Source organism: Microbacterium allomyrinae, assembly GCF_020682705.1.
GTDB classification, from domain to species: domain Bacteria; phylum Actinomycetota; class Actinomycetes; order Actinomycetales; family Microbacteriaceae; genus Microbacterium; species Microbacterium allomyrinae.
The window spans coordinates 231512-255162 of the sequence record NZ_JAGTTN010000002.1 but is presented as its reverse complement, the minus strand read 5'-3'; the positions used below and the strand labels follow the sequence as shown (position 1 = coordinate 255162).

The window sequence follows — 23651 nt, the reverse complement described above, 5'->3', positions numbered from 1 at the left end:
CCCGCGCACGTCGACGGCTGCGCCCACCCGCCCGTCGTCGGCGGGTCGCGGTAACCTGTCAGCGGTCACGAACCGAGGAAGACGCATGCCTATCAGCGACGCACACGCCGCACAGAATTTTCCGAACCCCGAGACGCATCCGTGGCGCCGCTACGTCGCGATCGGCGACTCGTTCACCGAGGGTGTGGGAGATCCCGAGCCCGGCTCTGCGAACGGTCTGCGCGGCTGGGCCGACCGTGTCTCCGAGGTTCTCTCTCAGCAGGTCGACGACTTCGCCTATGCGAACCTCGCGATCCGCGGGCGGCTCATCGGACAGATCGTCGCCGAGCAGGTGGAGCCGGCCATTTCGCTCAAGCCGGATCTCGTCACCTTCTCCGCCGGCGGCAACGACGTCATTCGGCCCGGATCCGATCCCGATGCCGTCGCGCAGGTCTTCGAAGACGCCGTGGTCCGCCTCTCCGGTGGCGGGGCCACGGTCGTGGTGTTCACCGGAATCGACACCGCCTTCACGCCGGTCTTCCGAGGCATCCGCGGCAAGGTGGCCATCTACAACGAGAACATCCGCGCGATCGCCGACCGCTACGACTGCATCGTCGCCGACCAATGGTCGCTGAAAGAGGTGCAGGACCCGCGCTTCTTCGACGACGACCGGCTGCACTACAACGCGCTGGGCCATCACGAGGTCGCGCGCATGGTGCTGCGTGCGCTCAACGTGCCCAACGACCTTCAGCCGATGCAGCCCGATCCCCTCCCGATCCGCACGTGGCGCGAGGCGCGCGCGGTCGATCTGGTGTGGGCGCGCACGCATCTCGTGCCGTGGGTTCTGCGGCGCGTGCGCCACCAGTCGTCGGGCGATACGGTCACCGCGAAGAGGCCCGATCCGCTCCCTGTCACGCGGGCGGCCGAGCCCGGCGCCGACGACTCGACCTGATCAGCGCGCGCGCAGTTCCCATAGCGCGACCGCGCTCGCCGCGGCGACGTTGAGCGAGTCGACGCCGCCGCCCATCGGGATCGTGACGACCGTGTCGGCCGCGGCGAGCGCGGCGCGGCTGAGCCCGTCGCCCTCGGCGCCGAGCAGCAAGGCGATGCGCTCGGGCCGGGCGGCGCTGAACTCGTCCAGCGGCACGGCGCCGTCCGCAAGCGCGAGGGCGGCGAGATGGAAGCCCGCCTCGTGGAGGACGGGTCCGGCCTCACTCCATTTCGGCAGACGGGTCCACGGCACCTGGAAGACCGTTCCCATGCTGACGCGCACGCTCCGCCGGTAGAGCGGATCGGCGCAGCGGGGACTGACGAGCACGGCGTCGGCGCCGAGCCCGGCTGCCGCGCGGAAGATGGCACCGACGTTGGTGTGATCGACGAGGTCTTCGAGCACGACCACGAGACGCGCGTCTGCCACGACCTCGGCGACCGACGGCAGGTCGGGGCGATGCATCGATGCCAGCGCACCGCGATGCACGGCGTACCCGGTGAGGCGCTCGGCGAGGGCGGAATCGACGACGTAGATCGGAACGTCGTCGTGCGACGCCAGCAGAACCTCGATCTCGGCGAGCCACTTCTCCTGCACGAGCACCGACCGCGGGCGGTGGCCGGCGCGCACCGCACGGGAGATCACCTTCGCCGACTCCGCGATGTAGAGCCCGCCCTCGGGCTCGAGGATCCGGCGGAGCGCCACATCCGTGAGATCGCGATAATCGGCCAGACGCTCGTCGGCGGCGGCGGCGATGCGTTCGATCCTCACCGGTCCACTCTCGCAGAATCCGTAACATCCCCGAAAACCGCGCCGCCTACACTCGACCTGAAGGGGGTGCCACATGGCGACCACGATCGAGACGCAGTTCGGCGCCACGACCGCGGACGCCGTGGCCGAGGCCGTGTCGACGCTGTCCGGCCGTCGTATCGCGGTGCTCACCGGTGCCGGTGTGTCGACGGACTCCGGCATTCCGGACTATCGAGGCAAAGGCGCGCCGGTGCGCACACCCATGACCGTCGATCAGTTCCTGGCCAGCGACGCCGCACGGCGCCGGTACTGGGTGGGAAGCCACCTCGGCTGGCGGGCGTTCGCCTCGGCTGCTCCGAACGACGGGCATCGCGCCCTCGCGGACCTCGAGCAGCGCGGCATCGCCACCGGGGTCGTCACCCAGAACGTCGACGGGCTGCACGTGCGCGCGGGCAGCCGCCGGGTGGTCGAGCTGCACGGCACGATGCGTCGCGTCTTCTGCACGCATTGCGGCCAAGTGTTCGACCGCCGCGACCTCGCCGTGCGCGTCGAGGCGGACAACCCCTGGATCACCGTTCCCGAGAACGTCGAGCTCGGACCCGACGGCGACGTTCTCCCGAGCAGCGTCGATGGATTCAAGGTTCCCGACTGCAGCGTGTGCGGCGGAATGCTGAAGCCCGACGTCGTCTTCTTCGGCGAGTTCATCCCGGCCGAGAAGTTCCGAGAGGCCGAACAGCTCGTGCAGACCAGCGAGGGACTCGTGATCGCGGGATCGTCGCTCGTGGTGAACTCCGGCATCCGTCTACTCGAGCGCGCCCGGCGTCGCCGGCTGCCGGTCGTGATCGTCAACCGCGGAGCGACTCGCGCCGATTCGCGCGCGACCGTGAAGATCGACGCCGGAACGAGCGAGGTGCTGCGGGCGCTCGCGGACTCCCTCCCGCCGCTGACATAGTCGCGCGGCGACCCTTCAGAACGGTCCCGTAGGCTCGACGGGTGACTGCGCTGACCCTCATCCGCCATGGCGAGACCGATTGGAATCGCGATCGGCGCATCCAGGGCTCGACCGACATTCCGCTCAACGACACGGGCCGCGCGCAGGCGCGTGCCACCGGGGCGGCGCTGCGAGAGCGACTCGACCTCGACGTGCCGTTCACGGTCGTCTCGAGTGACCTCTCGCGAGCACGCGAGACCGCTGAGATCATCGCCGCCGAACTCGGCATGGCCGAGCCGCGCGCTTACCCGGGCCTGCGCGAACGCGCGTACGGCGAAGCCGAGGGGCTGGATGTCGAGGAGTTCCGCACGCGCTGGGGCGACTGGCACGCGGCCGAGATCCCTGGCGCCGAGCCGTGGCCGGTTCTCCGCGAGCGCGCCGTCAGCGCTCTCGGCCACGCGGTGCGCGATCATCGGCGTGCGACGGCGCCGGCCGCGGGCACCCTGATCGTCGTGAGCCATGGGGCGCTCATCCGCGAGATCATCCGTCACGCTACCGGTGGCGAGCTTCCCCCGGTGGGCGAGCGCCTCGCGAACGGGTCTGCACACGACTTCGTGTACGAACGCGACCACCTCCGCCTGGTCGCTTACACCGGGCTCGCGGCCTAGTCCGAGCAGCGCGACCCTCACACGGCGAAGGACCGGCCGCGAGCGGCGGGCGGGGAATCCGTCGTCACCGTCGTGCGCGCTCCAGCACTCCGCGCGCGTGTCGCAGCACGGGCTCGTCGACCATCCGTCCCTCGAACGCGAACACACCGCGCTCCTGCTGGGCCGCCGCGAGCACGGCGCGCGCCCAGCTCACGGTCTTCTCGTCGGGCCGGTAGGCGGCACGGATGATCGCCACCTGGCTCGGGTGGATGCACGCGGTGGCGGCGAATCCGGATGCCGCGGCATCGGACGCCTCGATCGTGAGCCGCTTCGTGTCGTCGATGTCGAGATGCACGGCGTCGATAGCCGCCTTGCCCCGCGCTCCCGCTGCCAGCAGCACGCGAGCGCGCGCATAGCGGGCGATGTCGCGGTAGCGCCCGTTGGGCTTGCGGCTGGAGGATCCTCCGAGGCTGGCCACGAGATCCTCCGCTCCCCACATGAGAGCGGAGACGTTGTCGAGCGCCGCGAGACGGTCGGACTGCGCGACACCCTTGGCCGTCTCGCAGAGCACGACGACCTCGAAGCGCGCGTCGATACGCGCGATGCGCTTGGGCGACTCCGCCTTCGCGACCATGATCCGCCGGTAGTCGGTCTGCGAGAGCGTCGCGAGGTCAGCGGTGAACGCGTCGGTCTCGGGCGGATTCACCCGCACGATCACCCGCTCCGGATCCAGCTCGGACTCGATGAGATGCCCGCGGGCGACCGCCTTGTCGGTCCCCGCAACAGCGTCCTCGAGATCGAGGATCACCGCATCCGCGCGGTCCATCGCCTTGCGGTACCGCTCGGGTCGATCGCCCGGGCAGAACAGCAGCGCGGGACCCAGATGGAACCTCGCCGCGGTCGGTGTCATGGCTCCCGCCATCATCCGCTCCCTTCTGTCGCGCGGGCGGCATCTTGGTCCCCATCGGCATCGGGCCCGCACCACATCAGAGCGACGCGCGTCGCCGTCGCGACCACCTCGCCGCGTTGGTTGCGGCCGGTGTGCCGCAACGTGACGATGCCCTGCCCCGGGCGTGAGGCCGACAGCCGCTTGTCGACGATCTCGGTTTCGGTGTACAGCGTGTCGCCGTGGAAGAGAGGCGCCGGGAAGACGATGTCGCTGAGTCCGAGCTGCGCGACGAGTGTGCCCTGTGTGATCTGCGAGACGGACGAGCCGACCATCGTCGCGAGCGTCCACATCGAGTTCATGAGGCGCCGTCCGAACGGCTGAGTCTCGGCGAATGCAGCGTCGAGGTGCAGTGCCTGCGTGTTCATCGTCAGCGACGAGAACATCACGTTGTCGGCCTCGGTCGCGGTGCGACCGGGGCGGTGGAGAAAGCGGGCGCCGACGTCGAGCTCATCGAAGTACAGACCGCGCTGGACGATTGCGTCCGCGTCGCCGATTCCGTCCATGATCCTCACGGTACCCGGCTCAGGCGACGCCGAGCGAGCGGGCGATCACGAGGAGTTGCACCTCGGTGGTGCCCTCGCCGATCTCCAGGATCTTCGAGTCCCGGTAGTGACGCGCGACGGGGTACTCGTTCATGAAGCCATTGCCTCCGAACACCTGCGTCGCGTCGCGCGCGTTGTCCATCGCCGCGTCGCTGGCGGTGAGCTTGGCGATCGCCGCTTCGGTCTTGAACGGCTTGCCGGCGTCGCGCAGGCGCGCGGCGTGGTGCCAGGCGAGCCGGGCGTTGTGCACCCGCAGCTGCATGCGGGCGAGGAGGAACTGGATGCCCTGGCGGGTCGAGAGCGCGTCGCCGAAGACCGTGCGCTTCTTGGCGTAGTCCACCGCCGCCTCGAGGCATCCCTCTGCCGCGCCGGTGGACAGCGCCGCGATCGCGATGCGGCCCTCGTCGAGGATGTGGAGGAAGTTCGCAAATCCGCGTCCGCGTTCGCCGAGGAGATTCGCCGCGGGAACGCGCGCGTCCTGGAACGTCAGAGGGTGAGTGTCGGAGGCGTGCCAGCCGACTTTGTCGTAACCGGGCTCGACGGTGAACCCGCGTGTGCCGGACGGAACGATGATCGTCGAGATCTCCTTTCGACCGTCGCGCTCCCCCGTGACCGCCGTGACCGTGACGAAGCGGGTGATGTCGGTGCCGGAGTTGGTGATGAACTGCTTCGAACCGTTGATGACCCACTCGTCGCCCTCGAGCTTGGCCGTCGTGCGCGTGGCGCCGGCGTCCGAGCCGGCTTCGGGCTCGGTGAGCCCGAAGCCGGCGAGGGACCTGCCTGCCAAGAGGTCGGGAAGAAGGGCCTGCTTCTGCTCCTCGGTGCCGAAGCGGAACACCGGCATGGCGCCGAGACTCACCCCCGCCTCGAGTGTGATCGCGATCGACTGGTCGACGCGGCCGAGGGCTTCGATCGCAAGGCACAGGGCGAAGTAGTCGCCGCCCTGCCCGCCGAACTCCTCGGGGAACGGGAGTCCGAACAGCCCCAGCTCGCCCATCTGCCGCACCACATCGAGCGGAAGCGTCTTCGTCCGGTCGGCCTCGTAAGCCTGTGGTGCGACGACCTCGTCGGCGAAGTCGCGCACCATGCGGGCGAGCTCACGCTCGTCGTCGGTCAGGTTGAAGTGGTCCATCTTCTTCTCCTCTGGGTCTCAGGAGCGGGTTTCGGATGCCTCGTGGGCGGGATCTGCTGCGGCGGATACGTGAGCGAGCACCTGATCGCGCCGCACCTGATCGCCTGTTGCGACGTCGAGGCGGACGACTCCCCCGTGCGGCGCGAGGACCGGATGCTCCATCTTCATCGCCTCGATCGTGACGATGCGATCACCGGCGGCTACCGTCGCACCGTCTGCGACGTGGAGGGCGACGACGGCGCCGGGCATGGGGGCGCGCAGCGCGGGGTCCGTCGCGGCGACGCCGCGCTCGCGGACGGCGAGCCGCCTGTCCATCGCCTGCCGGCGCGTGAGCGGACGAAGACGGTGGGTGGCGCCGTCGGCGTGCACCCACACCGCGCCGTCCGCATCGACGACAGTCGTCGCTGGTGCTCGAGTATCGGTTTCGGCCGAGACGTGAGGCCCGATGTCGCCGGAGCCGCCACCTGGAGGCGGGAAGGCGACGGAGTGCACCGCACCCGCATCATCGAGGAAGACCGACGTCACAGGCACTGCGGGCGCACCGATGCGCCATCCGTGGAGCGATCGCCACGCTGCGCCGGCGCGTCCGCTTCGTGTGCTCTCACCGAGCGCATACGAAGCCGACGCGAGCGACGTGTGCGTTCGGTGAGAGCACATGACGGAGACGGATGCCGCGGCTCGCAGCGCAGTGGTGCTCGGCCCGGGTGGCGCGTACGGCGGGATCCGATCGATCAGACCGGTGTCCATGTCGCCCGCGGTGACCTCGGGCACCGCCAGCAGCTCCCGCAGGAAGCCGATGTTCGAGTCCACGCCGAGCAGTACGGTGTCGGCCAGCGCCGTGCTCAGGGCGGCGAGAGCGGTCGCACGGTCGGCGCCGTGTGCGATCACCTTGGCGATCATCGGGTCGTAGTCGGCCGTCACGACGCTGCCGGACTCGACCGCGGCATCCGTCCTCACGGTGACCGGTGCAATGTCCGACGAGGAGACATCGACGACGACCGGCGAGCGCGGGGGCCGCCAGAGGAGCACGTCACCGGTCGCCGGGAGGAATCCGCGCTCGGGACTCTCGGCGTACACGCGCGCCTCGATCGCATGACCCTCGAAGCGGATGTCGTCCTGGACGAGTGCGAGCGGTCGCCCCGCCGCGACGAGAAGCTGCTGCTCGACGAGGTCGACCCCGGTCACGAGTTCGGTGACCGGATGCTCGACCTGCAGCCGCGTGTTCATCTCGATGAAGAAGAACTCGTCGGGGGCATCCCCGGCGACGAGGAACTCCACGGTGCCCGCACCCCGGTAGTCGACGGACGCGGCCGCCGCACAGGCCGCGGCTCCGAGCCGGGCACGGGTCGCGGCATCCACGACCGGCGAGGGAGCCTCCTCGATGACCTTCTGGTGGCGACGCTGCAGCGTGCACTCGCGCTCGCCGAGGTGGATGACGCTGCCGTGCGCGTCGGCGAGCACCTGCACCTCGATGTGGCGCGGGCGTTGAATGAGGCGCTCGAGCAGGAGCGTGTCGTCGCCGAAGGCAGCCGCCGCCACGCGCCGGGCGGTCGCGAGCGCGTCGGGCAGCTCGGACGCCGCATGAACGACCTGCATGCCCTTTCCGCCGCCTCCCGCTGACGGTTTGACCAGCAGCGGATAGCCCGTGTCGTGCGCGGCGACCGCGATCGCGGCCTCCGTCATGCCCGCCGCACTGAACCCGGGCACGATCGGCACGCCGTTCGCGACGACGTGCTCTTTGGCCCGGATCTTGTCGCCCATGACCTCGAGCGCGCGCTCATCCGGACCGATGAAGACGACCCCGGCGGCCGCGCATGCCCGCGCGAACGAGACGTTCTCCGAGAGGAATCCATAGCCGGGATGAACGGCATCGGCGCCCGTCTCGCGAGCAGCGGCGATCACGGCATCGATGGAGAGGTACGACTCCGAGGCTGGGGCGGGACCGATCCGGACGGCGACATCGGCCTCGCGAACATGGGGCGCGTCTGCGTCGGCATCGCTGTACACGGCGACGGATCGGATGCCGAGCCGTCGGAGCGTCCGGATCACCCGCCGCGCGATCTCGCCACGGTTGGCGACCAGGACGGTGGAGAAGAGCGGGGAGACGGTCACGGCGGTCACATCCGGAAGACGCCGAAGCGTGGTTCGGGCAGGGGCGGGCGCGAGACGACGTCCAGGGCGAGGCCGAGCAGGTCGCGGGTGTCGAGCGGATCGATGACGCCGTCGTCCCAGAGCCGTGCGGTCGCGTAGTACGGGCTCCCCTGCTCCTCGTACTGGGCGCGGATCGGCGCCTCGAACTCGGTCTGCTCGTCTGCCGACCACTCCTCGCCGCGCACCTGGAGCTGGTCGCGCTTGACGGTGGACAGGACGGATGCCGCCTGCGGGCCGCCCATGACGGAGATGCGGCTCGCGGGCCAGGTCCAGAGGAATCGGGGCGAGTACGCCCGCCCGCACATCGAGTAGTTGCCGGCGCCGAACGAACCGCCGATCACCACGGTGAGCTTGGGCACACGGGTCGTGGCGACCGCAGTGACCATCTTGGCGCCGTCCTTCGCGATGCCGCCGGCCTCGGCATCGCGCCCCACCATGAAGCCCGAGATGTTCTGCAGGAACAGCAGAGGAGTGCCGCGCTGGTCGCACAGTTCGATGAAGTGGGCGCCCTTCTGCGCCGACTCGCTGAACAGCACCCCGTTGTTGGCGACGATGCCGACCGGATGGCCGTGGATGCGTGCGAAGCCGGTGACGAGCGTCTCGCCGTACTCGCGTTTGAACTCGTGGAACTCGCTGGCGTCGACGAGGCGGGCGATCACCTCGCGCACGTCATACGGCTGGTTGACGTCGACGGGGACGACGCCGTACAGATCGGCGGGATCGACCGCGGGGGCAACAGCCGGCACGACCTCCCACGCGGGGTCCGAGGGCTGCGGCAGCGTCGCGACGATGTCGCGGACGATCTCGATCGCGTGCTCGTCGTCCTCGGCGAGGTGGTCGACGACTCCGGATCGCCGCGCGTGCAGCTCTCCCCCGCCGAGTTCCTCCGCGGTGACGATCTCGCCGATCGCGGCTTTCACGAGTGGCGGACCGCCCAGGAAGATGGTGCCCTGCCCCCGGACGATCACCGTCTCGTCGCTCATCGCCGGCACGTACGCTCCGCCGGCCGTGCACGAGCCGAGCACGGCGGCGATCTGCGGGATCCCTGCGGCCGACAGACGTGCCTGGTTGAAGAAGATGCGGCCGAAGTGGTCGCGATCGGGGAAGACCTCATCCTGCATCGGCAGGAACGCGCCGCCGGAGTCGACGAGGTAGATGCAGGGCAGCCGGTTCTCGAACGCGATCTCCTGCGCACGCAGGTGCTTCTTCACCGTCATCGGGTAGTAGGTGCCGCCCTTGACGGTCGCATCGTTGCAGACGACCATCACGTGGCGTCCGTGGACCAGCCCGATTCCCGCGATGACCCCGGCCGCAGGGGCGTCTCCCCCGTAGAGGCCTTCCGCGGCGAGGGGAGCCACCTCGAGGAACGGACTACCCTCGTCGAGCAGACGGACGACACGATCGCGCGGCAGGAGCTTGCCTCGCGCGACATGCCGTTCGCGAGAGGCGGCAGGGCCGCCGAGGGACGCTGCGGCCACCCGCTCGCGCAGGCGCTGCGCCAATATCCGCTGTGCGTGGTGGGCGCGCGCGAAGGTCTCGTCGTGCACGGCATCGGTCGCCAGCGCGCTCATGTCATCTCCCGTGTCATCCGCATCGACGTCACGATCGGATCACGTCTGTTGTCCAGACGCGATCGTGGTGGTTAGTGTTCACTAACTGGGATTGAGGTTAGCGAGGATTAACTGAAATGACAAGCGGTGTCACAGAGCGCGACCGCGCCAAGGCAGACCGCCACGCGGCGATCCTCCACGAAGCGGCGGCGCTGTTCGCCGAACGCGGATTCAGCGGGGTGAGCCTGGAAGACATCGGCAGCGCGGTGGGTGTCAGCGGACCCGCGTTGTACCGCCACTTCGCGAACAAGCAGGCGCTCCTGGGGGCGATCCTGGTCGAGGTGAGCGAGCGGCTGCTCGCGGGTGGCCGCACGGTGCTGGCCGAGCACAGCGAGCCGGCGGATCAGCTGGACGCGATCATCGCGTTCCACGTCGAGTTCGCCCTTCGCGACGCCGATGTCATCCGCGTCCAGGACCGCGATCTCGCGAGCCTCGCCGACGAGGACCGCCACACCGTGCGTCGCCTCCAGCGCGAGTACGTCGAGGTCTGGATCGGCATCCTCGCGTCTGCGCACCCCGGCCGCGACGAGGACGAGCTCCGCGTGCGGGCGCACGCCTGCTTCGGGCTCATCAACTCGACGCCTCACAGCGTGCGGGCGCTCCGTGCGCCGTCCGGCGAGCGCGACGTCGGCGGCATCCTGCAGTCGATGGCCCGCGCGGCGCTGATGTCCTAGCCCGGGTTACCCGAACGGATTCGCAGAGCGCCGCGGTGCCCTATTCTGGGTCGCACCATGGCGGGGCGAGACCAGAAGAACGATCAGGCGGATGACCCGCGCACGGGTCGCGATGGCGGCCCGGGGGCCGTCGATACATCTCACGCCGGCACAGCGCCCGATGGCGGCAGCACGCGCCGCGACTTCCTGAAGTTCGGCGGGATCGCGGCAGCAGGGCTCGCCGTGGGCGGCGGAGTCGGAGCCGCAGCGGCCGCATCCATCGCCTACCCTCAGGGCTACCGCGACGGCTCGATCGACCTCGGCGCCGTGCCGGCACGCTCCGAGCCCGGGTTCGACCACGTCGTCGTCATCATGGGAGAGAACCGCTCGTTCGACAATCTGCTCGGCTGGCTGTACTCCCCCGAGACGCTGCCGGAGGGCGCCTCGTTCGACGGCCTCGCGTTCGGCGAGCACGCCAATACGGCACCCACCGGCGAGCGCGTCGCCGCCCACACCTACACGGGGCCGACCGACGAACTCATGGGGCGACCCAACCCCGATCCGGGCGAGGAGTTCCCGCACGTCAACACCCAGCTCTTCGGCACGGTGGTCCCTCCCTCCAACGCCACCAGCCCGGTGAGTGACATGACTTCCCCGTTCAACGCGCCCGCCGCGGGGACGAGGCCGACGATGGATGGCTTCCTCCGCGACTACTGGCACAACCTCGAGCGCCTCCGCCATGGGCGGACGCCGACGCTCGAGGAGGCATCCCACATCATGGGCGGGTTCTCGCCCGAACAGCTGCCCGTGCTCTCGACCCTCGCGAAGGGCTTCGCGGTGTTCGACGCATGGTTCGCCGCGGTGCCGTCGCAGACCTACTGCAACCGCTCCTTCTTCCATGCATCGACATCTCACGGGTACGTGACCAACAAGCATGGCGGCGGTTACGACAAGTGGCTCGACGCCCCCGACACCCCGACGATCTTCAATCGTCTCGAAGATGCGGGAGTGTCGTGGAGGATCTACTTCGACGAGATGCAGCTCGTGTCGCTCACCGGCATGATGCACGCCCCCGCTCTGGAGAAGTACTGGCGCACCGGACGATTCGCCCACATGTCGGAGTTCGCGAAGGATGCCGAAGCCGGCCGCCTGCCGGCGTATGCGTTCATCGAGCCGCGCATGGTCTACAACCACAATGACTTCCACCCGCCGTTCGGCGTTTTCCGCGAGAGCGACGTGGATGGCACGCCGGTGCTGGACTCTGCCGTCTCGGACGTCCGCGCCGGCGAGAAGCTGATCGCGGACGTGTACGACGCGGTCAAGGCCAGCGCCACCCCGAACGGCTCCAACGCGATGAACACCCTCCTTCTGATCACGTTCGACGAGCACGGCGGCACCTACGACCACGTCCCGCCGCCCCCCGCCACACCGCCTGTGGCGGGCGACGCTCCCGGCGAGATGGGCTTCGCGTTCGACCGGCTCGGTGTGCGCGTACCGACGATCGCCGTCTCCGCCTACACTCGCGCCGGCACGATCGTGCACGACGAGTTCCACCATGGCGCCGTGATCGCGACCCTCGCCCGCCTGCACGGCCTGCGCCCGCTCACCCGCCGCGATGCCGACGCTCGCGATCTGTTCTCGATCGTCAACCTCGACGCCCCGCGGGATCCGGCGACGTGGCCGGTCGTGCATCCCATGTACGTGCCGCCGAACCCCCATGAGGACGAGCAGCTCGACCTGCGCGACGGTGCGCACAAGGACAAGCCTCTGAGTCCGCCCGGACGCGGCCTTCTCGGTCTGCTGCTCGCGCGCTACGGCCCGCAGGGCGCACCCGAGCCCGAGACGTACGCCGAGGCGTACACCGTCCTGCAGGAGCACGGCCTCGGACTGTTCTACCCGAAGGTGGAGTGACCGAGCGGATGCCGCGGCTCGGGCGCGCCGGTTCACCCGTTCGCATCCCCGGGTGCGGTCAGCGCAGCAGCATCGCCCTCCCCGGCTCGCGCAGCACTTCGGCCACCTCGACCAGGAATCTCGATCCCTGCTCGCCATCGACCAGTCGGTGATCGAACGAGAGGGCGAGCGTCATGACGTCGCGGAGGGCGATCTCGCCGCGGTGCTCCCAGGGCTGGCGGCGCACGGCTCCGAGCGCCAGGATCCCCGCTTCTCCGGGGTTGATGATGGGAGTTCCGGCATCGACGCCGAAGACGCCGACGTTCGTGATCGAGAACGTCCCGCCCATCATGTCGGCCGGCGCCGTCTTGCCGGCACGGGCCGTCTCGGCGAGCCCGCGTATCGCGTCCGCCAGTTCCGCCAGGGTCAGCTCCTGGGCATCCCGGATGTTGGGGACCACGAGCCCCCGGCCCGTGGCCGCAGCGATGCCGAGATTGACATAGTGGTGCTCGACGATCTCGCCCGCGTCGTCGTCCCAGCGCGAGTTGAGCCCCGGATGGCGGCCGAGCGCGAGACACACCGCCTTGGCGGCGACGGCCATCACACCGATCCGGTGCTCCTGCAGCGCGCGATCCGCCTTGAGCGACGCGATGAGCTCGCTCGTCGCGGTCACGTCGGCGGTGAGGAAGGTCGTGACGTGCGGGGCTGTGAAGGCGCTGCGCACCATCGCCGCGGCGGTCGCCCTGCGAACCCCGCGGATCGGAGTGCGTGTGATGCGCTCGCCGGGTGCTGCCGATCCGAGCGGGAGCGATGCGGGCGCGACCTCCTCGTACGGCTCCGAGGGCGCGAGCGTCGTGGCGCGGGCGCCCACCCGAGCCGCGTACTCTTCGACGTCGGTCCGCGTGATGAGCCCCGAGGCGCCCGTGGCTTCGACGAGTGCCAGGTCGACGCCGAGCTGCTTGGCGAATCGGCGGACCGGAGGCGTGGATCGCGGTCGCTCCAGCGGCTGCTCGGCGATCTCGCCGAACTGGATGGCGTCGTGCGGGGCGGCCTCCAGCACCGCAGCCTCCGAGAGCGCGGCGGTCGATGCTCCTTTGCGACCGCCCCGAGCACGCCGCTGCGGTCGCTGCTCGCCGCGGGGAGCAGCGCCGTAGCCGACGAGATTGGGCTCCGCCTTCGCGGACTGCCCCGACGTCTCGTCCGCCGTCGCGCCGGCAACCGTCGTGTCGTGAACGCTCGTCTCGACCGCGGGCGCGACGACGGCTGCGACCTGACCGGACGTCGCGGGCGCGGCGGGTCCGGCATCCGCAGCTCCGCCGGTGTCGAACGAGATCAGCACCGACCCCACCGCGATCACGTCGCCGACCGCGGCATGCAGCGTCTTCACCGCTCCCGCGTGCGGCGACGGGAGCTCGACCACGGCCTTGGCGGTCTCGACCTCGGCGATCGTCTGATTCAGCGCCACCGTGTCACCCTCGGCCACGAGCCATTGCACGAGCTCGGCCTCGGGCAGGCCCTCCCCCAGATCGGGGAGCAGGAAGTCCTCGATCATCGCTGGCCGCCCCCACACGTGCGCCGATCCCGTGTGCTCGTGCGCATCATGCCTCCACCAGCCCCGACATGCTGTTGGGCCGGTCCATCACACGGTCGACCGCGTCGAGGATCCGGTCCAGATCGGGCAGATGATGCTTCTCGAGCTTCGCCGGCGGATACGGGATGTCATGCCCCGTCACCCGCTCGGGCGGCGCCTCGAGATAGTGGAAGCAGCGCTCGGTGATGCTTGCGACGAGTTCGGCGCCCACTCCGGCCTCACGCGCGGCCTCGTGCGTCACCACGACGCGACCTGTCTTTCGGACGGATGCGGTCACGGTGCGATAGTCGACCGGCGAGATGGAGCGCAGGTCGACGACCTCGATCGAGATGCCGTCGTCCTCGGCCGCGGTCGCGGCGTCGAGCGCGGTGGACACCTGCGCGCCGTAGGTGAGCAGGGTCACATCCGTGCCCTCTTTCGCCACGCGCGCAAGTCCCATCGGCGGCGCGTCGGCGAGCTGGAGGTCCAGGTCGACCTCGCCCTTGGCGTGATAGAGCCGCTTGGGCTCGAAGTAGACGACCGGGTCATCGGACGCGATCGCCTGACGCAGCATGACATAGGCGTCCTGAGGGTGGGACACCGCGACCACGCGCAGACCCGACGTGTGCACGAAGTATGCCTCGGGCGACTCGGAGTGATGCTCGGCGGCTCCGACACCGCCCGCCCACGGGATCCGGATCGTGATCGGCATCGTGACGTTGCCACGGGTGCGGTAGTGGAGCTTGGCGACCTGGCACACGATCTGGTCGAACGCCGGATAGACGAAGCCGTCGAACTGGATCTCGACGACGGGTCGGTAGCCGCGGAATGCGAGCCCCACGGCCGCGCCCATGATTCCGGACTCCGCCAGCGGCGTGTCGATCACGCGCTGGCCGCCGAATTCGTCGAGCAGGCCGTCGGTGACACGGAACACCCCGCCGAGCTTTCCGATGTCCTCGCCCATCACGAGCACCTTCGCGTCGTCCGCCATCGCGCGCCGCAGCCCCTCGTTGACGGCCTTCGCCATCGTCAACTGAGTCATCGCGCGACCCCCTGACCGCCGGTGACGGGCTCCGTCGTCGCGAACCCGTCGAGGTAGGCAGAGAATCGCGTGCGCTGCTCGTCGAGCTCCGAATGGGCTTCGGCGTAGACGTGATCGAAGACGGTGATCGGCTCGCGGCTCTCCGCTCCCATGGCCGCCGAGCGGACCTCGGCCGCGAGCGCGTCGGCATCGGCGGCGACGCGCGCCGCGAACTCGTCGTCCAACTCGCCCTGCGCGCGCAGCAGCGCCTCGACGCGTGAAATGGGATCACGGCCCTTCCACCGTTCGACCTCGCCCTTGTCGCGGTAGCGCGTGGGATCGTCCGAGGTGGTGTGCGGGCCCATCCGGTAGGTCACCGCCTCGATGAACGCCGGCCCGTTGCCGGTCCGAGCGATGTCGAGCGCCCAGCGCATCGCCGCGAGACATGCGAGCACGTCGTTCCCGTCGACGCGCATGCTCGGGATGCCGAACCCCGGCGCGCGACCGGCGATCGGGAACTTCGCCTGAACGCTGACCGGCTCCGAAATCGCCCACTGGTTGTTCGTGCACACGAATACCACCGGGGCGCGGAACGACGAGGCGAACACCATCGCCTCGTTCACATCGCCCTGACTCGACGCTCCGTCGCCGAAGTAGGCGACAGACACCTGGTCGGTGCCGTCGCGCTGCACGCCCATCGCGTACCCGACGGCGTGGAGCGTTTGCGCTCCGATGATGATCTGGGGGGTCGCGGTGTTCAGCTCATACGGGTTGTAGGTGGAGTGCTCCTCGCCCCGCCAGGCGAGGACGTAATCCTCCGGGCGTGCGCCACGGACGAAGACGACACCCGTCTCGCGGTAGCTCGGGAAGGCGAAGTCGTCATGGCGGAGCGCCCGTGCGGTGCCGATCTGGGCGGCTTCCTGCCCCTGGCAGGGCGGCCAGAGGGCCAGCTGCCCCTGTCGCTGGAGGGCCACGCCCTCGGTGTCGATGCGGCGCACGAGCGTCATGTCGCGGTAAAGATCACGCAGAGCTGCGGCGTCGACATCCCGCACCCAGCGATCCAGTTCGGGGTCGGCGATCCTCTCGCCGTCGGGGCTCAGCAGTCGCGCGACATCATCGATGTCGGTGGCGGGATCCGCTGTCGGGGTCAGGGTGTGCGTCATCGTCATCACTCCTCGGTGCGGGCCCCCTCGTGAGGGGTCGCGTCGTGGTACGCCGGCATCGTCGCCGGCTAGCCCGAGATTACGTCGGCATCGCACCTCGCTCAAGCTTGCGAGGACTTCTTGAGCATGTTGACAAATATCCCTCCCTCAACCCGTGCTAACGTTTCGCATTATGGGTGCCCTCGATCACGTCGACCTCGAGCTTCTCGCCGCACTTTCCGCCGACCCGCGCGCGACCGTCGTCGCGCTCGCCGAACGGCTCGGACTGTCGCGCAACACAGTCCAGGCGCGCATGGCGCGATTGGAGCGCTCCGGGGTCTTCCTGTCGTATGAGCGCGCCATCTCGTCGTCGTCGCTGGGGTTCCCGATCGAGGCCTTCATCAGCGTCATCGTCCGCCAAGCCGAGCTGCCCAGGATCGCCGTGGAATTGGCTCGGGTGCCCGAGGTGGTGCAGGCCCACGGCCTCTCCGGTCAGGTCGACCTGCTCGTGCGCGTGGCGTGCCGCGATACCCAGCACCTGTTCGACACCGACGCGCGCATCCTCGCGATCGAGGGCGTCGAGCGCACCGAGACCTCGCTGGTGATGGGCGAGGTCATCCCCCATCGCGTGACGCCGCTCATGGAGCTGGCGCGGCGGGAGTGAGAGAGCGCGTAGATCTGGTCGACGACGCGTCCGCGCGTACGAGAACGACGCCTACCAGGATCAGCGCGCCCCCTGCGAACTGCACCGGGGCGGGCACCTCGCCCAGGAACACCCAGGCGAAGCCGAGTGCGAACAGCACCTCCGACAACCCTACGAATGACGCCACGCGCGAGCCGATGCGCGGCACCGCCATCACCCCGAGTGCGTAGCCGACGGTCGTCGCGACGGCGGCGACCCACAGCATCGGCACGAACCACGGCACCTCGACTCCGGCGAGGACGACCGAGACCGGGGGCGCGGCGACGGGCATGATGCCCGCGAGGCATAGCACTCCCATGACGATCGCGCCGGCGAGCAGGCCGCTGGCTGCCAGCGCCAGTGGCGGCATGTCATCGCCCGCGCGCTCCGAGAGCACGAAGTAGGCGCACACGCACACGGCGGCGGCCAGGGCGAGCAGAGTGCCGAGCAGGTCGAAGGATGCACCCGAGATGTCGACGACGAGCACGAGTCCGACGACCGCCACCGCCGACCCCCACAGCACGAGAGCGGACGGCGCTCGTCGCGTGCGCACCCACACGTAGGCGACCAGCATGACCGGCGCGAGGTACTGGATGAGCAGAGCGACGGCCACCGGCATGCGCTGCATCGCGGAGAAGAAGAACAGCTGACAGCCCAGCACCGGCATCAACCCGAAACCGGTGATGAGGCGCCAGTGGCGCCGGAGGAAACCGCGCTGCCGCTTCATGGCGAGCACGATCGCGGGCGCGAGGATGAGCCCCGCCACTCCCATGCGCACGAGCAGCGCGGCCCCGAGCGACCACCCCGCCTCGAGCAGCGGCTTGACGAAAGGACCGCTCGACGAGAACGCCAGCGCCGAGGCGATACCCATCACGAGTCCGCTCGTGCGCAGCCGTGCGGGCGAGGTCGCACCGAAGGGGAGCTCTGCGGATGCCGCACCCGCGGTGATCATGGGGAGGGGCGCGGGAGAGGCGGTCATGGGCGACATCCGACTGTCAGGGGTGAAGTGTGCTTACACTGGTGACAGTATCGAAGCGAATGTCAGGAGTCAACATGGTCTTCATCCATGACACGCAGCAGGCGCTCATGGCGGCCGTGCACCTTGTGAACACGCTCCCCGGCTACGACGGAGAAGATCGCCTGCAGACCACCGCCGAGCTCGACGAATACCTCGTGGTGAACCCCTACACCGGGCTGCTGCGACGCGATGCCGCCGAGCTCGCCGCGGTCCGCGGCATCCGCAACCGCCTTCGCGCCCTCTGGGCTGTCGATCGCGAAGGCGCCGTGCCGCTCGTGAACGAGATGCTGCGCGACGGCCACGCGCTCCCCCAGCTCGTCATCCACGATGCGTACGACTGGCACATCCACGCGACGACCGACGATTCGCCGCTCGCCACCCGCATCCTCGTCGAGGCGGCCATGGCCTTCGTCGACGTGATCCGCGCCGACGAGTACGACCGCATCCGCGTGTGCGACGCCGACGACTGCGACGCGGTCTACGTCGACTACTCCAAGAACGGATCGAAACGGTACTGCGACACCGGCAACTGCGGCAACCGCATGAACGTCAACGCGTATCGGCGTCGGAAGGCGCGAGAAACCGCGTGATCGCGGCGGCCGCGACCGCCGGCGTCTCGTAATGGATCAAGTGGCCGACGTCGGGGATCTCGACCAGCTCGGCGTCGCTGAACATGGTCGCCAGACGACGCTCGACCTCGATCGGCGTGATGTCGTCACGCTCGGCCGCGACGAGGAGCGTCGGCTGTGCGATGCGCGGCGCGAACGCCCGCACGTCGTTGGACACCGACGCGAGGAACGCGTCGTGCAGCACATCGCGATCCGCGAAGTTCGAGAAGTAGGTGTCGTGCTGGTCGTGCACGAACCGCCGCAGCTCGGGGTCTCTTGTCTTGGCCATCGACTCGCTCATGACCCGCACGATGAGCCCGTTGCGAAGCACCGCCTCTCCGACACGGCGCGGGAGCCGCGCGCCCGCCCAGTAGTAGAACACGGCGAGGCGGGTCAGGATGCCGCGCGGGCCCTCCAGGGCGGGTGCGCCGATCGGGTTCACCAGGATCACGCGCGGCGCCACGAGACCCTCGGCGACCGCCTTCGCGACCACGATCGAACCGAACGAATGCCCGAGGATGACGGCGCCCGGTGCGACGGCCGCCGCGAACTCACGCAGCCAGTCCGCGTAGAGGGCGATGTCGTGCGTGCGGCCGGGAACCGCGCCGGTCTCGCCGAAGCCCGGAAGGTCGGGCGACACGACACGGATGCCGGGAAGATGCGCGACGACCGGCTCGAGACCGTGGTGCTCACCGCGGAAGCCGTGCACGGCGACGATCGTGGTGTCCGCTTCGGCCGGCCCATAGACCCAGTACGCCGTCGTTCCCCCCAGCACCGCGACCTCACGCCGCTCGACGGGGATCTCGTCGAGCAGGGGTGCGTAGGGGTTGGGAGCGGCCACGCGTCGAGTCTACGAGTGCGCACGCACACGGAGCGCCTCCACTCCGATGTCGGCGCCTGCTCATACCGTGAACGGCATGAAGCACGCGCCCGGCGAACAGCTCGCCTTGTTCGATATTCCGGAATGGGTGCGAGTGGTCGGAGTCTTCGACTTAGAGACGACCGGCGTCGACGTCACGGGCGACCGCATCGTCACGGCGCACGTGGGTCTGCTCGACGCCACCGGCTCGGTGATCCGCGCTCGCGACTGGCTCGCCGACCCCGGTATCGAGATCCCCGAAGGCGCCAGCGCGATCCACGGCATCACGACCGAGCATGCTCGCCGTGCCGGCCGACCCGCCGCGGCGGTCGTGGCCGAGGTCGTCGACGCGCTGCGCGCACTTCTGGACGCCGGCATCCCCGTCGTCGCCTACAACGCCCCCTACGACTTCTCATTGCTCAAGCACGAGGCGCTTCGGCATGGGATCGCACCCATCGACGCACCTTTCCCGGTGATCGATCCACTGGTGGTCGACAAGGCGTACGACCGCTGGCGGCGCGGCAAGCGCACCCTGGAGGTCGTCGCCGCGCACTACGCGGTGCGGCTGGACGGCGCGCACGAGGCCGCGGCCGACGCGGTCGCAGCGGGTCGCGTGGCTCAGGCACTCGCCGAGCGCTTCGCCGGATCCCTCCCCGCTACGGCGCACGAGTTGCACACGCGGCAGATCGCGTGGGCTCGCGCGCAGGCCGAGAGCCTCACGGAGTACTTCATCGGCATCGGACGCCTCGACCCCGATGATCGCGTCGACGGCAGCTGGCCGATCCGCTGAGTCGGAGGCCGAAACGAAAAGGCCCCGCCGAAGCGAGGCCTTTTCGAAGGAGCGGGCTTACTGGGAAGCGCCGCCGAAGCCCTTGAAGCGCTGGTTGAACTTCTCGACGCGGCCGGCCGAGTCCATGATGCGCTGCTTGCCCGTGTAGAACGGGTGCGACGCGGACGAGATCTCAACGTCGATGACGGGGTACTCGACACCGTCGAGCTCGATCGTCTTGTCGCTGGAAACCGTCGAACGCGTGAGGAACGTGTCGCCCGAGCCGAGGTCGCGGAACACGACTGCCTGGTAGTCGGGGTGAATGTCAGTCTTCATGATGGTCCTTTGAGGATGATGCCCTGGATTTTGCCAGGGCGGTCAAAGTCTGGGGTGCGAGCGCACCAAACAACAATTCTATCAGCCCGCGGGCATCCTGGTGAATCGTCGTTCGACGGGCTCAGGAGCCGGTGCCGGAATGCGCCGCGCGAGCGGCGAAGCGGCCGTCTTCCTCGGTGAGCCGGATGGGCACACCGAAGGTCTCGCTGAGCGCCTCCCCCGTCAAGGTCTCGCGGATCGGGCCGGCGGCGACGGCCATTCCGTCCTTGAGGAGCAGGACGTGGCTGAATCCGACCGGGATCTCTTCGACATGGTGGGTGACCATGATCATCGCCGGCGTGGTGGGCGCCTGCGCGTACCCGCCGAGCAGGATGAGGAGCTCCTCGCGTGCACCCAGATCGAGGCTCGCGGTCGGCTCGTCCAGCAGCAGCAGCTCGGGGTCGGTCATGACCGCTCGAGCGATCTGCACGCGCTTCTGCTCGCCGTCGCTGAGCGTTCCGAACGTGCGGTCGGCGAGGTGATCGAGCTTCCATTCGGCGAGCACCCGCAGCGCCCGGCGCTCATCGATGTCTTCGTAATCCTCGCGCCAGCGGCCGAGCACCGAGTACGCCGCGGTCAGTACGACGTTCAAGACCGTCTCTTCTGGCGGCACTCGGCGAGCCATCGCCGAGGACGCGAATCCGATGCGCGGACGCAATTCGAAGACGTCGGTGCGGCCGAGCCGCTCCCCCAGGATCGTGACGCTTCCCGAGGTCGGGTGCAGCAGGGTGTCGGCAAGTTGCAGCGCGGTGGTCTTGCCTGCGCCGTTGGGCCCGAGGATCACCCACCGCTCGTCGTCGCGGACGGTCCAGTCCACGTGATCGACGATGTTCCGGGCGTTTCGACGGACGACGACGTCGGAGAACTCGAGCACCTGGGGCATGCCGTCAAGCCTATCGGCCGACGGCGGCCACCTCTGCGTAGAGCGCGGCCGTCTGCTGGGCGATGCTCTCCCAGCTGAAGTCGTTCGTCGCCCGCTCGCGGCCTGCGGCGCCGTACTCACGTGCGCGGGCTGGATCGTTGACGACCTCGGTGAGGATACGGGCGAGATCGCCGACGAACTTCTCGGGATCCGTCGGGGTGCCGGTGCCGTCCTGCAGCTGCTCGATCGGCACGATCCGCCCGGTGACACCATCCACGACGACCTCGGGGATGCCGCCGGTCGCCGTGCCGACGACCGCGGCGCCGCACGCCATCGCCTCGAGGTTCACGATGCCGAGCGGTTCGTAGACGGACGGGCACACGAACGTGGTGGCGGAGCTCAGGATCGCGCAGAGCTCGTGGCGCGACAGCATCCGATCCAGCCACACGACGCCCTGGCGCGTCTCCTGCAGGCCGCGGACGAGGCCCTCGACCTCGGCCATGATCTGCGGGGTGTCTGGGGCTCCCGCGCAAAGGATCACCTGCACGTCCGCCGGCAGCAGCTCGGCCGCGCGGAGGAAGTACGGCAGTCCCTTCTGGCGCGTGATGCGCCCCACGAACACGACTGAGGGCTTGGCGGGGTCGATGCCGAGCCCGGCGAGCAGCTCGGGGTCCTCGACGGGGCGCCACGCCGACACATCGATGCCGTTGTAGATGACCCGCACCCGCTCGGGGTCCAGAGCCGGGTAGCTGCGCAGGATGTCGGCGCGCATTCCCTCGCTCACGGCGACGACCGCGGCTGCACCCTCGTAGGCGGCGCGCTCGATCCAGCTCGACACGGCATAGCCGCCGCCGAGCTGCTCGGCCTTCCACGGACGCAGCGGCTCGAGACTGTGCGCCGTGACGATGTGCGGGATGCCGTGGAGCAACGATGCGAGGTGCCCGGCGAAATTCGCATACCAGGTGTGACTGTGCACGACGTCGGCACCGGCGACATCGGTCACGATCTCGAGATCGGTTCCCAGGGTCTGGATCGCCGCGTTCGCCGCCGCCAGTTCGCTCGGCACCGTGTAGGACGTGGTGCCGGTTTCGTCACGCTCGGCGCCGAACGCACGGACGCGGACATCGACGGTGGAGCGGAGGGCTTTCACCAGCTCGGCGGCGTGCACGCCGGCGCCCCCGTAGATCTCCGGCGGGTACTCCTTGGTGACGATGTCGACGCGCATGTGTCGAACGCTAGTACACCGGCCGGAACGCGTCATAGTGTGGTGCCATGCCAGCAGCGCCCAAGGTCTTCGGAATCATCCTCGCAGGTGGAGAGGGAAAGAGGTTGATGCCCCTGACCGCGGATCGTGCGAAGCCCGCCGTCCCCTTCGGCGGTCAATACCGCCTCATCGACTTCGCCATCTCGAACCTGCTGAACTCGGGACTTCGGCAGGTGGTCGTGCTGACGCAGTACAAGTCGCACAGCCTCGACCGTCACATCTCGCAGACGTGGCGCATGTCGGCCCTGCTGGATTCGTACGTCACCTCGGTGCCGGCTCAGCAGCGCCTCGGCAAGCGATGGTTCTCGGGATCGGCCGACGCCATCCTGCAGAGCCTCAACCTCATCAACGACGAGCAGCCCGACATCGTCGTCGTGATCGGCGCCGACCACGTCTACCGCATGGATTTCCGCCAGATGCTCGCCGCGCACATCGAATCCGGCGCACGGGCCACGGTCGCCGGCATCCGTCAGCCGATCTCGATGGCGAACCAGTTCGGTGTCATCGACGTCGACAAGGACGACCCCGCGAAGATCCATGAGTTCCTTGAAAAACCGCTCAACCCCACGGGTCTCTCGGATGCGCCCGACCAGGTGCTCGCCTCCATGGGCAACTACATCTTCGACGCCGACGCCCTGATCGAGGCGGTCGAATCGGATGGCGAGCTGCCGACCTCGAATCACGACATGGGCGGCGATATCATCCCGTATTTCGTCGGACGCGGCGAGGCCGGTGTGTACGACATGAATCGCAACGACGTGCCGGGTTCGACCGACCGGGACCGGTACTACTGGCGCGACGTCGGAACGATCGATTCGTTCTTCGACGCGCACCGCGACCTCATCTCGACGCTGCCGATCTTCAATCTGTACAACACCGACTGGCCGATCCACTCGCAGGCGGTGAACTCGCCGCCTGCCAAGTTCGTGCGCGACTCGGTCGGCCGCATCGGAAACGCGATCGACTCGATCGTCTCGCTCGGGTCCGTGCTGTCCGGCACGCACCTCGAGCGCAGCGTCGTCGGCCCCTGGACGCTCGCCGGGGGCGGCTCCACCATCACCGACTCGGTGCTGTTCGACCATGTCCATGTCGGTGCGGGCGCGCGAATCCATCGCGCGATCCTCGATAAGAACGTGGTGCTCGCCGAGGGTGCGACGGTCGGTGTCGACCGCGAGAAGGACCTCGCCCGGGGCTTCACCGTGACCGAAAGCGGCATCACGGTCGTCGGCAAGGGCATCCACGTCGATCGGTGACACGGC

Annotated in this window: 23 protein-coding genes; 9 read left to right on the top strand and 14 right to left on the bottom strand. The window is 69.1% G+C overall.

All coding sequences use genetic code 11. From position 1 onward, the window contains the following. Positions 1-85: 85 nt before the first annotated feature. On the top strand, positions 86-931 hold the full coding sequence (locus KEC57_RS07530) for an SGNH/GDSL hydrolase family protein (RefSeq protein ID WP_229383959.1): 846 nt from the start codon (positions 86-88) through the stop codon (positions 929-931). Here the strand turns inward: KEC57_RS07530 and KEC57_RS07525 are convergent, their stop codons facing one another. Beyond that, the gene (locus KEC57_RS07525; protein WP_229383958.1) at positions 932-1738 is read right to left on the bottom strand and encodes a TrmH family RNA methyltransferase; all 807 of its coding nucleotides are present in this window, start codon (positions 1736-1738) and stop codon (positions 932-934) included. A 73-nt stretch (positions 1739-1811) separates the two neighbouring features. On the opposite strand from KEC57_RS07525, the gene KEC57_RS07520 reads away from it, so the two are divergent. Together KEC57_RS07520 and KEC57_RS07515 are read left to right on the top strand one after the other, a co-directional pair. Continuing rightward, positions 1812-2669, top strand: coding sequence for a Sir2 family NAD-dependent protein deacetylase (locus KEC57_RS07520; protein ID WP_229383957.1), 858 nt, complete (start codon positions 1812-1814; stop codon positions 2667-2669). Between the two features lie 41 nt (positions 2670-2710). After that, positions 2711-3316 (top strand): histidine phosphatase family protein, encoded by a 606-nt coding sequence (locus KEC57_RS07515; protein WP_229383956.1) that lies wholly within the window; start codon positions 2711-2713, stop codon positions 3314-3316. Positions 3317-3380: 64 nt separating this feature from the next. Here the strand turns inward: KEC57_RS07515 and KEC57_RS07510 are convergent, their stop codons facing one another. The 5 genes from KEC57_RS07510 to KEC57_RS07490 are packed head-to-tail and all read right to left on the bottom strand — an operon-like array spanning position 3381 to position 9640. Further along, on the bottom strand, positions 3381-4205 hold the full coding sequence (locus KEC57_RS07510) for an HpcH/HpaI aldolase/citrate lyase family protein (protein WP_229383955.1): 825 nt from the start codon (positions 4203-4205) through the stop codon (positions 3381-3383). An 11-nt stretch (positions 4206-4216) separates the two neighbouring features. Further along, positions 4217-4747 (bottom strand): MaoC family dehydratase, encoded by a 531-nt coding sequence (locus KEC57_RS07505; RefSeq protein ID WP_229383954.1) that lies wholly within the window; start codon positions 4745-4747, stop codon positions 4217-4219. A gap of 19 nt (positions 4748-4766) precedes the next feature. Continuing rightward, positions 4767-5918: an acyl-CoA dehydrogenase family protein gene (locus KEC57_RS07500; protein WP_229383953.1), complete on the bottom strand. Its 1152-nt coding sequence runs from the start codon at positions 5916-5918 to the stop codon at positions 4767-4769. An 18-nt stretch (positions 5919-5936) separates the two neighbouring features. Continuing rightward, the gene (locus KEC57_RS07495) at positions 5937-8030 is read right to left on the bottom strand and encodes an ATP-binding protein (protein ID WP_229383952.1); all 2094 of its coding nucleotides are present in this window, start codon (positions 8028-8030) and stop codon (positions 5937-5939) included. A gap of 5 nt (positions 8031-8035) precedes the next feature. Next, complete coding sequence (locus KEC57_RS07490; RefSeq protein ID WP_229383951.1) at positions 8036-9640, bottom strand: carboxyl transferase domain-containing protein; 1605 nt, start codon at positions 9638-9640, stop codon at positions 8036-8038. A 116-nt stretch (positions 9641-9756) separates the two neighbouring features. On the opposite strand from KEC57_RS07490, the gene KEC57_RS07485 reads away from it, so the two are divergent. Both KEC57_RS07485 and KEC57_RS07480 read left to right on the top strand, forming a co-directional pair. Continuing rightward, the gene (locus KEC57_RS07485; protein WP_229383950.1) at positions 9757-10353 is read left to right on the top strand and encodes an SACE_7040 family transcriptional regulator; all 597 of its coding nucleotides are present in this window, start codon (positions 9757-9759) and stop codon (positions 10351-10353) included. A gap of 57 nt (positions 10354-10410) precedes the next feature. Next, positions 10411-12243, top strand: a complete 1833-nt coding sequence (locus tag KEC57_RS07480; protein WP_229383949.1) for an alkaline phosphatase family protein — start codon at positions 10411-10413, stop codon at positions 12241-12243. A gap of 58 nt (positions 12244-12301) precedes the next feature. Here the strand turns inward: KEC57_RS07480 and KEC57_RS07475 are convergent, their stop codons facing one another. From KEC57_RS07475 to pdhA, 3 genes are read right to left on the bottom strand one after another with little or no spacing between them, the layout of a single operon-like run. Continuing rightward, positions 12302-13774 (bottom strand): dihydrolipoamide acetyltransferase family protein, encoded by a 1473-nt coding sequence (locus KEC57_RS07475; protein ID WP_229383948.1) that lies wholly within the window; start codon positions 13772-13774, stop codon positions 12302-12304. Between the two features lie 46 nt (positions 13775-13820). Beyond that, a complete protein-coding gene (locus KEC57_RS07470; RefSeq protein ID WP_229383947.1) occupies positions 13821-14834 on the bottom strand; it encodes an alpha-ketoacid dehydrogenase subunit beta in 1014 nt (337 codons plus the stop codon). Then, positions 14831-15982, bottom strand: coding sequence for a pyruvate dehydrogenase (acetyl-transferring) E1 component subunit alpha (gene pdhA / locus KEC57_RS07465; protein ID WP_229383946.1), 1152 nt, complete (start codon positions 15980-15982; stop codon positions 14831-14833). Before pdhA ends, KEC57_RS07470 begins: the two co-directional genes overlap by 4 nt. A gap of 166 nt (positions 15983-16148) precedes the next feature. Here pdhA and KEC57_RS07460 point away from each other — a divergent pair, with 166 nt between their 5' ends. Next, complete coding sequence (locus KEC57_RS07460; RefSeq protein WP_229383945.1) at positions 16149-16619, top strand: Lrp/AsnC family transcriptional regulator; 471 nt, start codon at positions 16149-16151, stop codon at positions 16617-16619. Here KEC57_RS07460 and KEC57_RS07455 read toward each other — a convergent pair. Further along, positions 16594-17616 (bottom strand): EamA family transporter, encoded by a 1023-nt coding sequence (locus tag KEC57_RS07455; protein ID WP_229383944.1) that lies wholly within the window; start codon positions 17614-17616, stop codon positions 16594-16596. The two genes, KEC57_RS07460 and KEC57_RS07455, sit on opposite strands and share 26 nt — an antisense overlap. A 74-nt stretch (positions 17617-17690) precedes the next feature. On the opposite strand from KEC57_RS07455, the gene KEC57_RS07450 reads away from it, so the two are divergent. Further along, positions 17691-18245 (top strand): CGNR zinc finger domain-containing protein, encoded by a 555-nt coding sequence (locus tag KEC57_RS07450; protein ID WP_229383943.1) that lies wholly within the window; start codon positions 17691-17693, stop codon positions 18243-18245. Here the strand turns inward: KEC57_RS07450 and KEC57_RS07445 are convergent. Then, positions 18205-19104, bottom strand: coding sequence for an alpha/beta fold hydrolase (locus tag KEC57_RS07445; RefSeq protein ID WP_229383942.1), 900 nt, complete (start codon positions 19102-19104; stop codon positions 18205-18207). The two genes, KEC57_RS07450 and KEC57_RS07445, sit on opposite strands and share 41 nt — an antisense overlap. Before the next feature lie 76 nt (positions 19105-19180). Here KEC57_RS07445 and KEC57_RS07440 point away from each other — a divergent pair, with 76 nt between their 5' ends. Further along, positions 19181-19912 (top strand): exonuclease domain-containing protein, encoded by a 732-nt coding sequence (locus KEC57_RS07440; RefSeq protein WP_229383941.1) that lies wholly within the window; start codon positions 19181-19183, stop codon positions 19910-19912. A 57-nt stretch (positions 19913-19969) separates the two neighbouring features. Here KEC57_RS07440 and KEC57_RS07435 read toward each other — a convergent pair whose 3' ends face one another. From KEC57_RS07435 to glgA, 3 genes are all read right to left on the bottom strand, one after another. Then, complete coding sequence (locus tag KEC57_RS07435) at positions 19970-20227, bottom strand: type B 50S ribosomal protein L31 (protein WP_229383940.1); 258 nt, start codon at positions 20225-20227, stop codon at positions 19970-19972. 121 nt (positions 20228-20348) lie between these two features. Further along, a complete protein-coding gene (locus KEC57_RS07430; protein WP_229383939.1) occupies positions 20349-21149 on the bottom strand; it encodes an ABC transporter ATP-binding protein in 801 nt (266 codons plus the stop codon). A gap of 10 nt (positions 21150-21159) precedes the next feature. After that, on the bottom strand, positions 21160-22353 hold the full coding sequence (gene glgA, locus KEC57_RS07425) for a glycogen synthase (protein ID WP_229383938.1): 1194 nt from the start codon (positions 22351-22353) through the stop codon (positions 21160-21162). Positions 22354-22400: 47 nt separating this feature from the next. Here glgA and glgC point away from each other — a divergent pair, with 47 nt between their 5' ends. After that, entirely contained in the window at positions 22401-23645 is a 1245-nt protein-coding gene (gene glgC / locus KEC57_RS07420; RefSeq protein ID WP_229383937.1) for a glucose-1-phosphate adenylyltransferase, read from the top strand. The last annotated feature ends 6 nt before the right edge of the window (positions 23646-23651 follow it).

What these genes read in the sequence shown, in the direction of transcription:
- KEC57_RS07455 (WP_229383944.1), bottom strand. Translation starts at nt 17,616, where the DNA reads ATGACCGCCTCTCCCGCGCCCCTCCCCATGATCACCGCGGGTGCGGCA.
- KEC57_RS07520 (WP_229383957.1), top strand. Translation starts at nt 1,812, where the DNA reads ATGGCGACCACGATCGAGACGCAGTTCGGCGCCACGACCGCGGACGCC.
- KEC57_RS07475 (WP_229383948.1), bottom strand. Translation starts at nt 13,774, where the DNA reads ATGATCGAGGACTTCCTGCTCCCCGATCTGGGGGAGGGCCTGCCCGAG.
- KEC57_RS07485 (WP_229383950.1), top strand. Translation starts at nt 9,757, where the DNA reads ATGACAAGCGGTGTCACAGAGCGCGACCGCGCCAAGGCAGACCGCCAC.
- KEC57_RS07460 (WP_229383945.1), top strand. Translation starts at nt 16,149, where the DNA reads ATGGGTGCCCTCGATCACGTCGACCTCGAGCTTCTCGCCGCACTTTCC.
- KEC57_RS07430 (WP_229383939.1), bottom strand. Translation starts at nt 21,149, where the DNA reads ATGCCCCAGGTGCTCGAGTTCTCCGACGTCGTCGTCCGTCGAAACGCC.
- KEC57_RS07470 (WP_229383947.1), bottom strand. Translation starts at nt 14,834, where the DNA reads ATGACTCAGTTGACGATGGCGAAGGCCGTCAACGAGGGGCTGCGGCGC.
- KEC57_RS07510 (WP_229383955.1), bottom strand. Translation starts at nt 4,205, where the DNA reads ATGACACCGACCGCGGCGAGGTTCCATCTGGGTCCCGCGCTGCTGTTC.
- pdhA (WP_229383946.1), bottom strand. Translation starts at nt 15,982, where the DNA reads ATGACGATGACGCACACCCTGACCCCGACAGCGGATCCCGCCACCGAC.
- glgA (WP_229383938.1), bottom strand. Translation starts at nt 22,353, where the DNA reads ATGCGCGTCGACATCGTCACCAAGGAGTACCCGCCGGAGATCTACGGG.
- KEC57_RS07500 (WP_229383953.1), bottom strand. Translation starts at nt 5,918, where the DNA reads ATGGACCACTTCAACCTGACCGACGACGAGCGTGAGCTCGCCCGCATG.
- KEC57_RS07435 (WP_229383940.1), bottom strand. Translation starts at nt 20,227, where the DNA reads ATGAAGACTGACATTCACCCCGACTACCAGGCAGTCGTGTTCCGCGAC.
- KEC57_RS07505 (WP_229383954.1), bottom strand. Translation starts at nt 4,747, where the DNA reads ATGGACGGAATCGGCGACGCGGACGCAATCGTCCAGCGCGGTCTGTAC.
- KEC57_RS07450 (WP_229383943.1), top strand. Translation starts at nt 17,691, where the DNA reads ATGGTCTTCATCCATGACACGCAGCAGGCGCTCATGGCGGCCGTGCAC.
- glgC (WP_229383937.1), top strand. Translation starts at nt 22,401, where the DNA reads ATGCCAGCAGCGCCCAAGGTCTTCGGAATCATCCTCGCAGGTGGAGAG.
- KEC57_RS07440 (WP_229383941.1), top strand. Translation starts at nt 19,181, where the DNA reads ATGAAGCACGCGCCCGGCGAACAGCTCGCCTTGTTCGATATTCCGGAA.
- KEC57_RS07490 (WP_229383951.1), bottom strand. Translation starts at nt 9,640, where the DNA reads ATGAGCGCGCTGGCGACCGATGCCGTGCACGACGAGACCTTCGCGCGC.
- KEC57_RS07530 (WP_229383959.1), top strand. Translation starts at nt 86, where the DNA reads ATGCCTATCAGCGACGCACACGCCGCACAGAATTTTCCGAACCCCGAG.
- KEC57_RS07480 (WP_229383949.1), top strand. Translation starts at nt 10,411, where the DNA reads ATGGCGGGGCGAGACCAGAAGAACGATCAGGCGGATGACCCGCGCACG.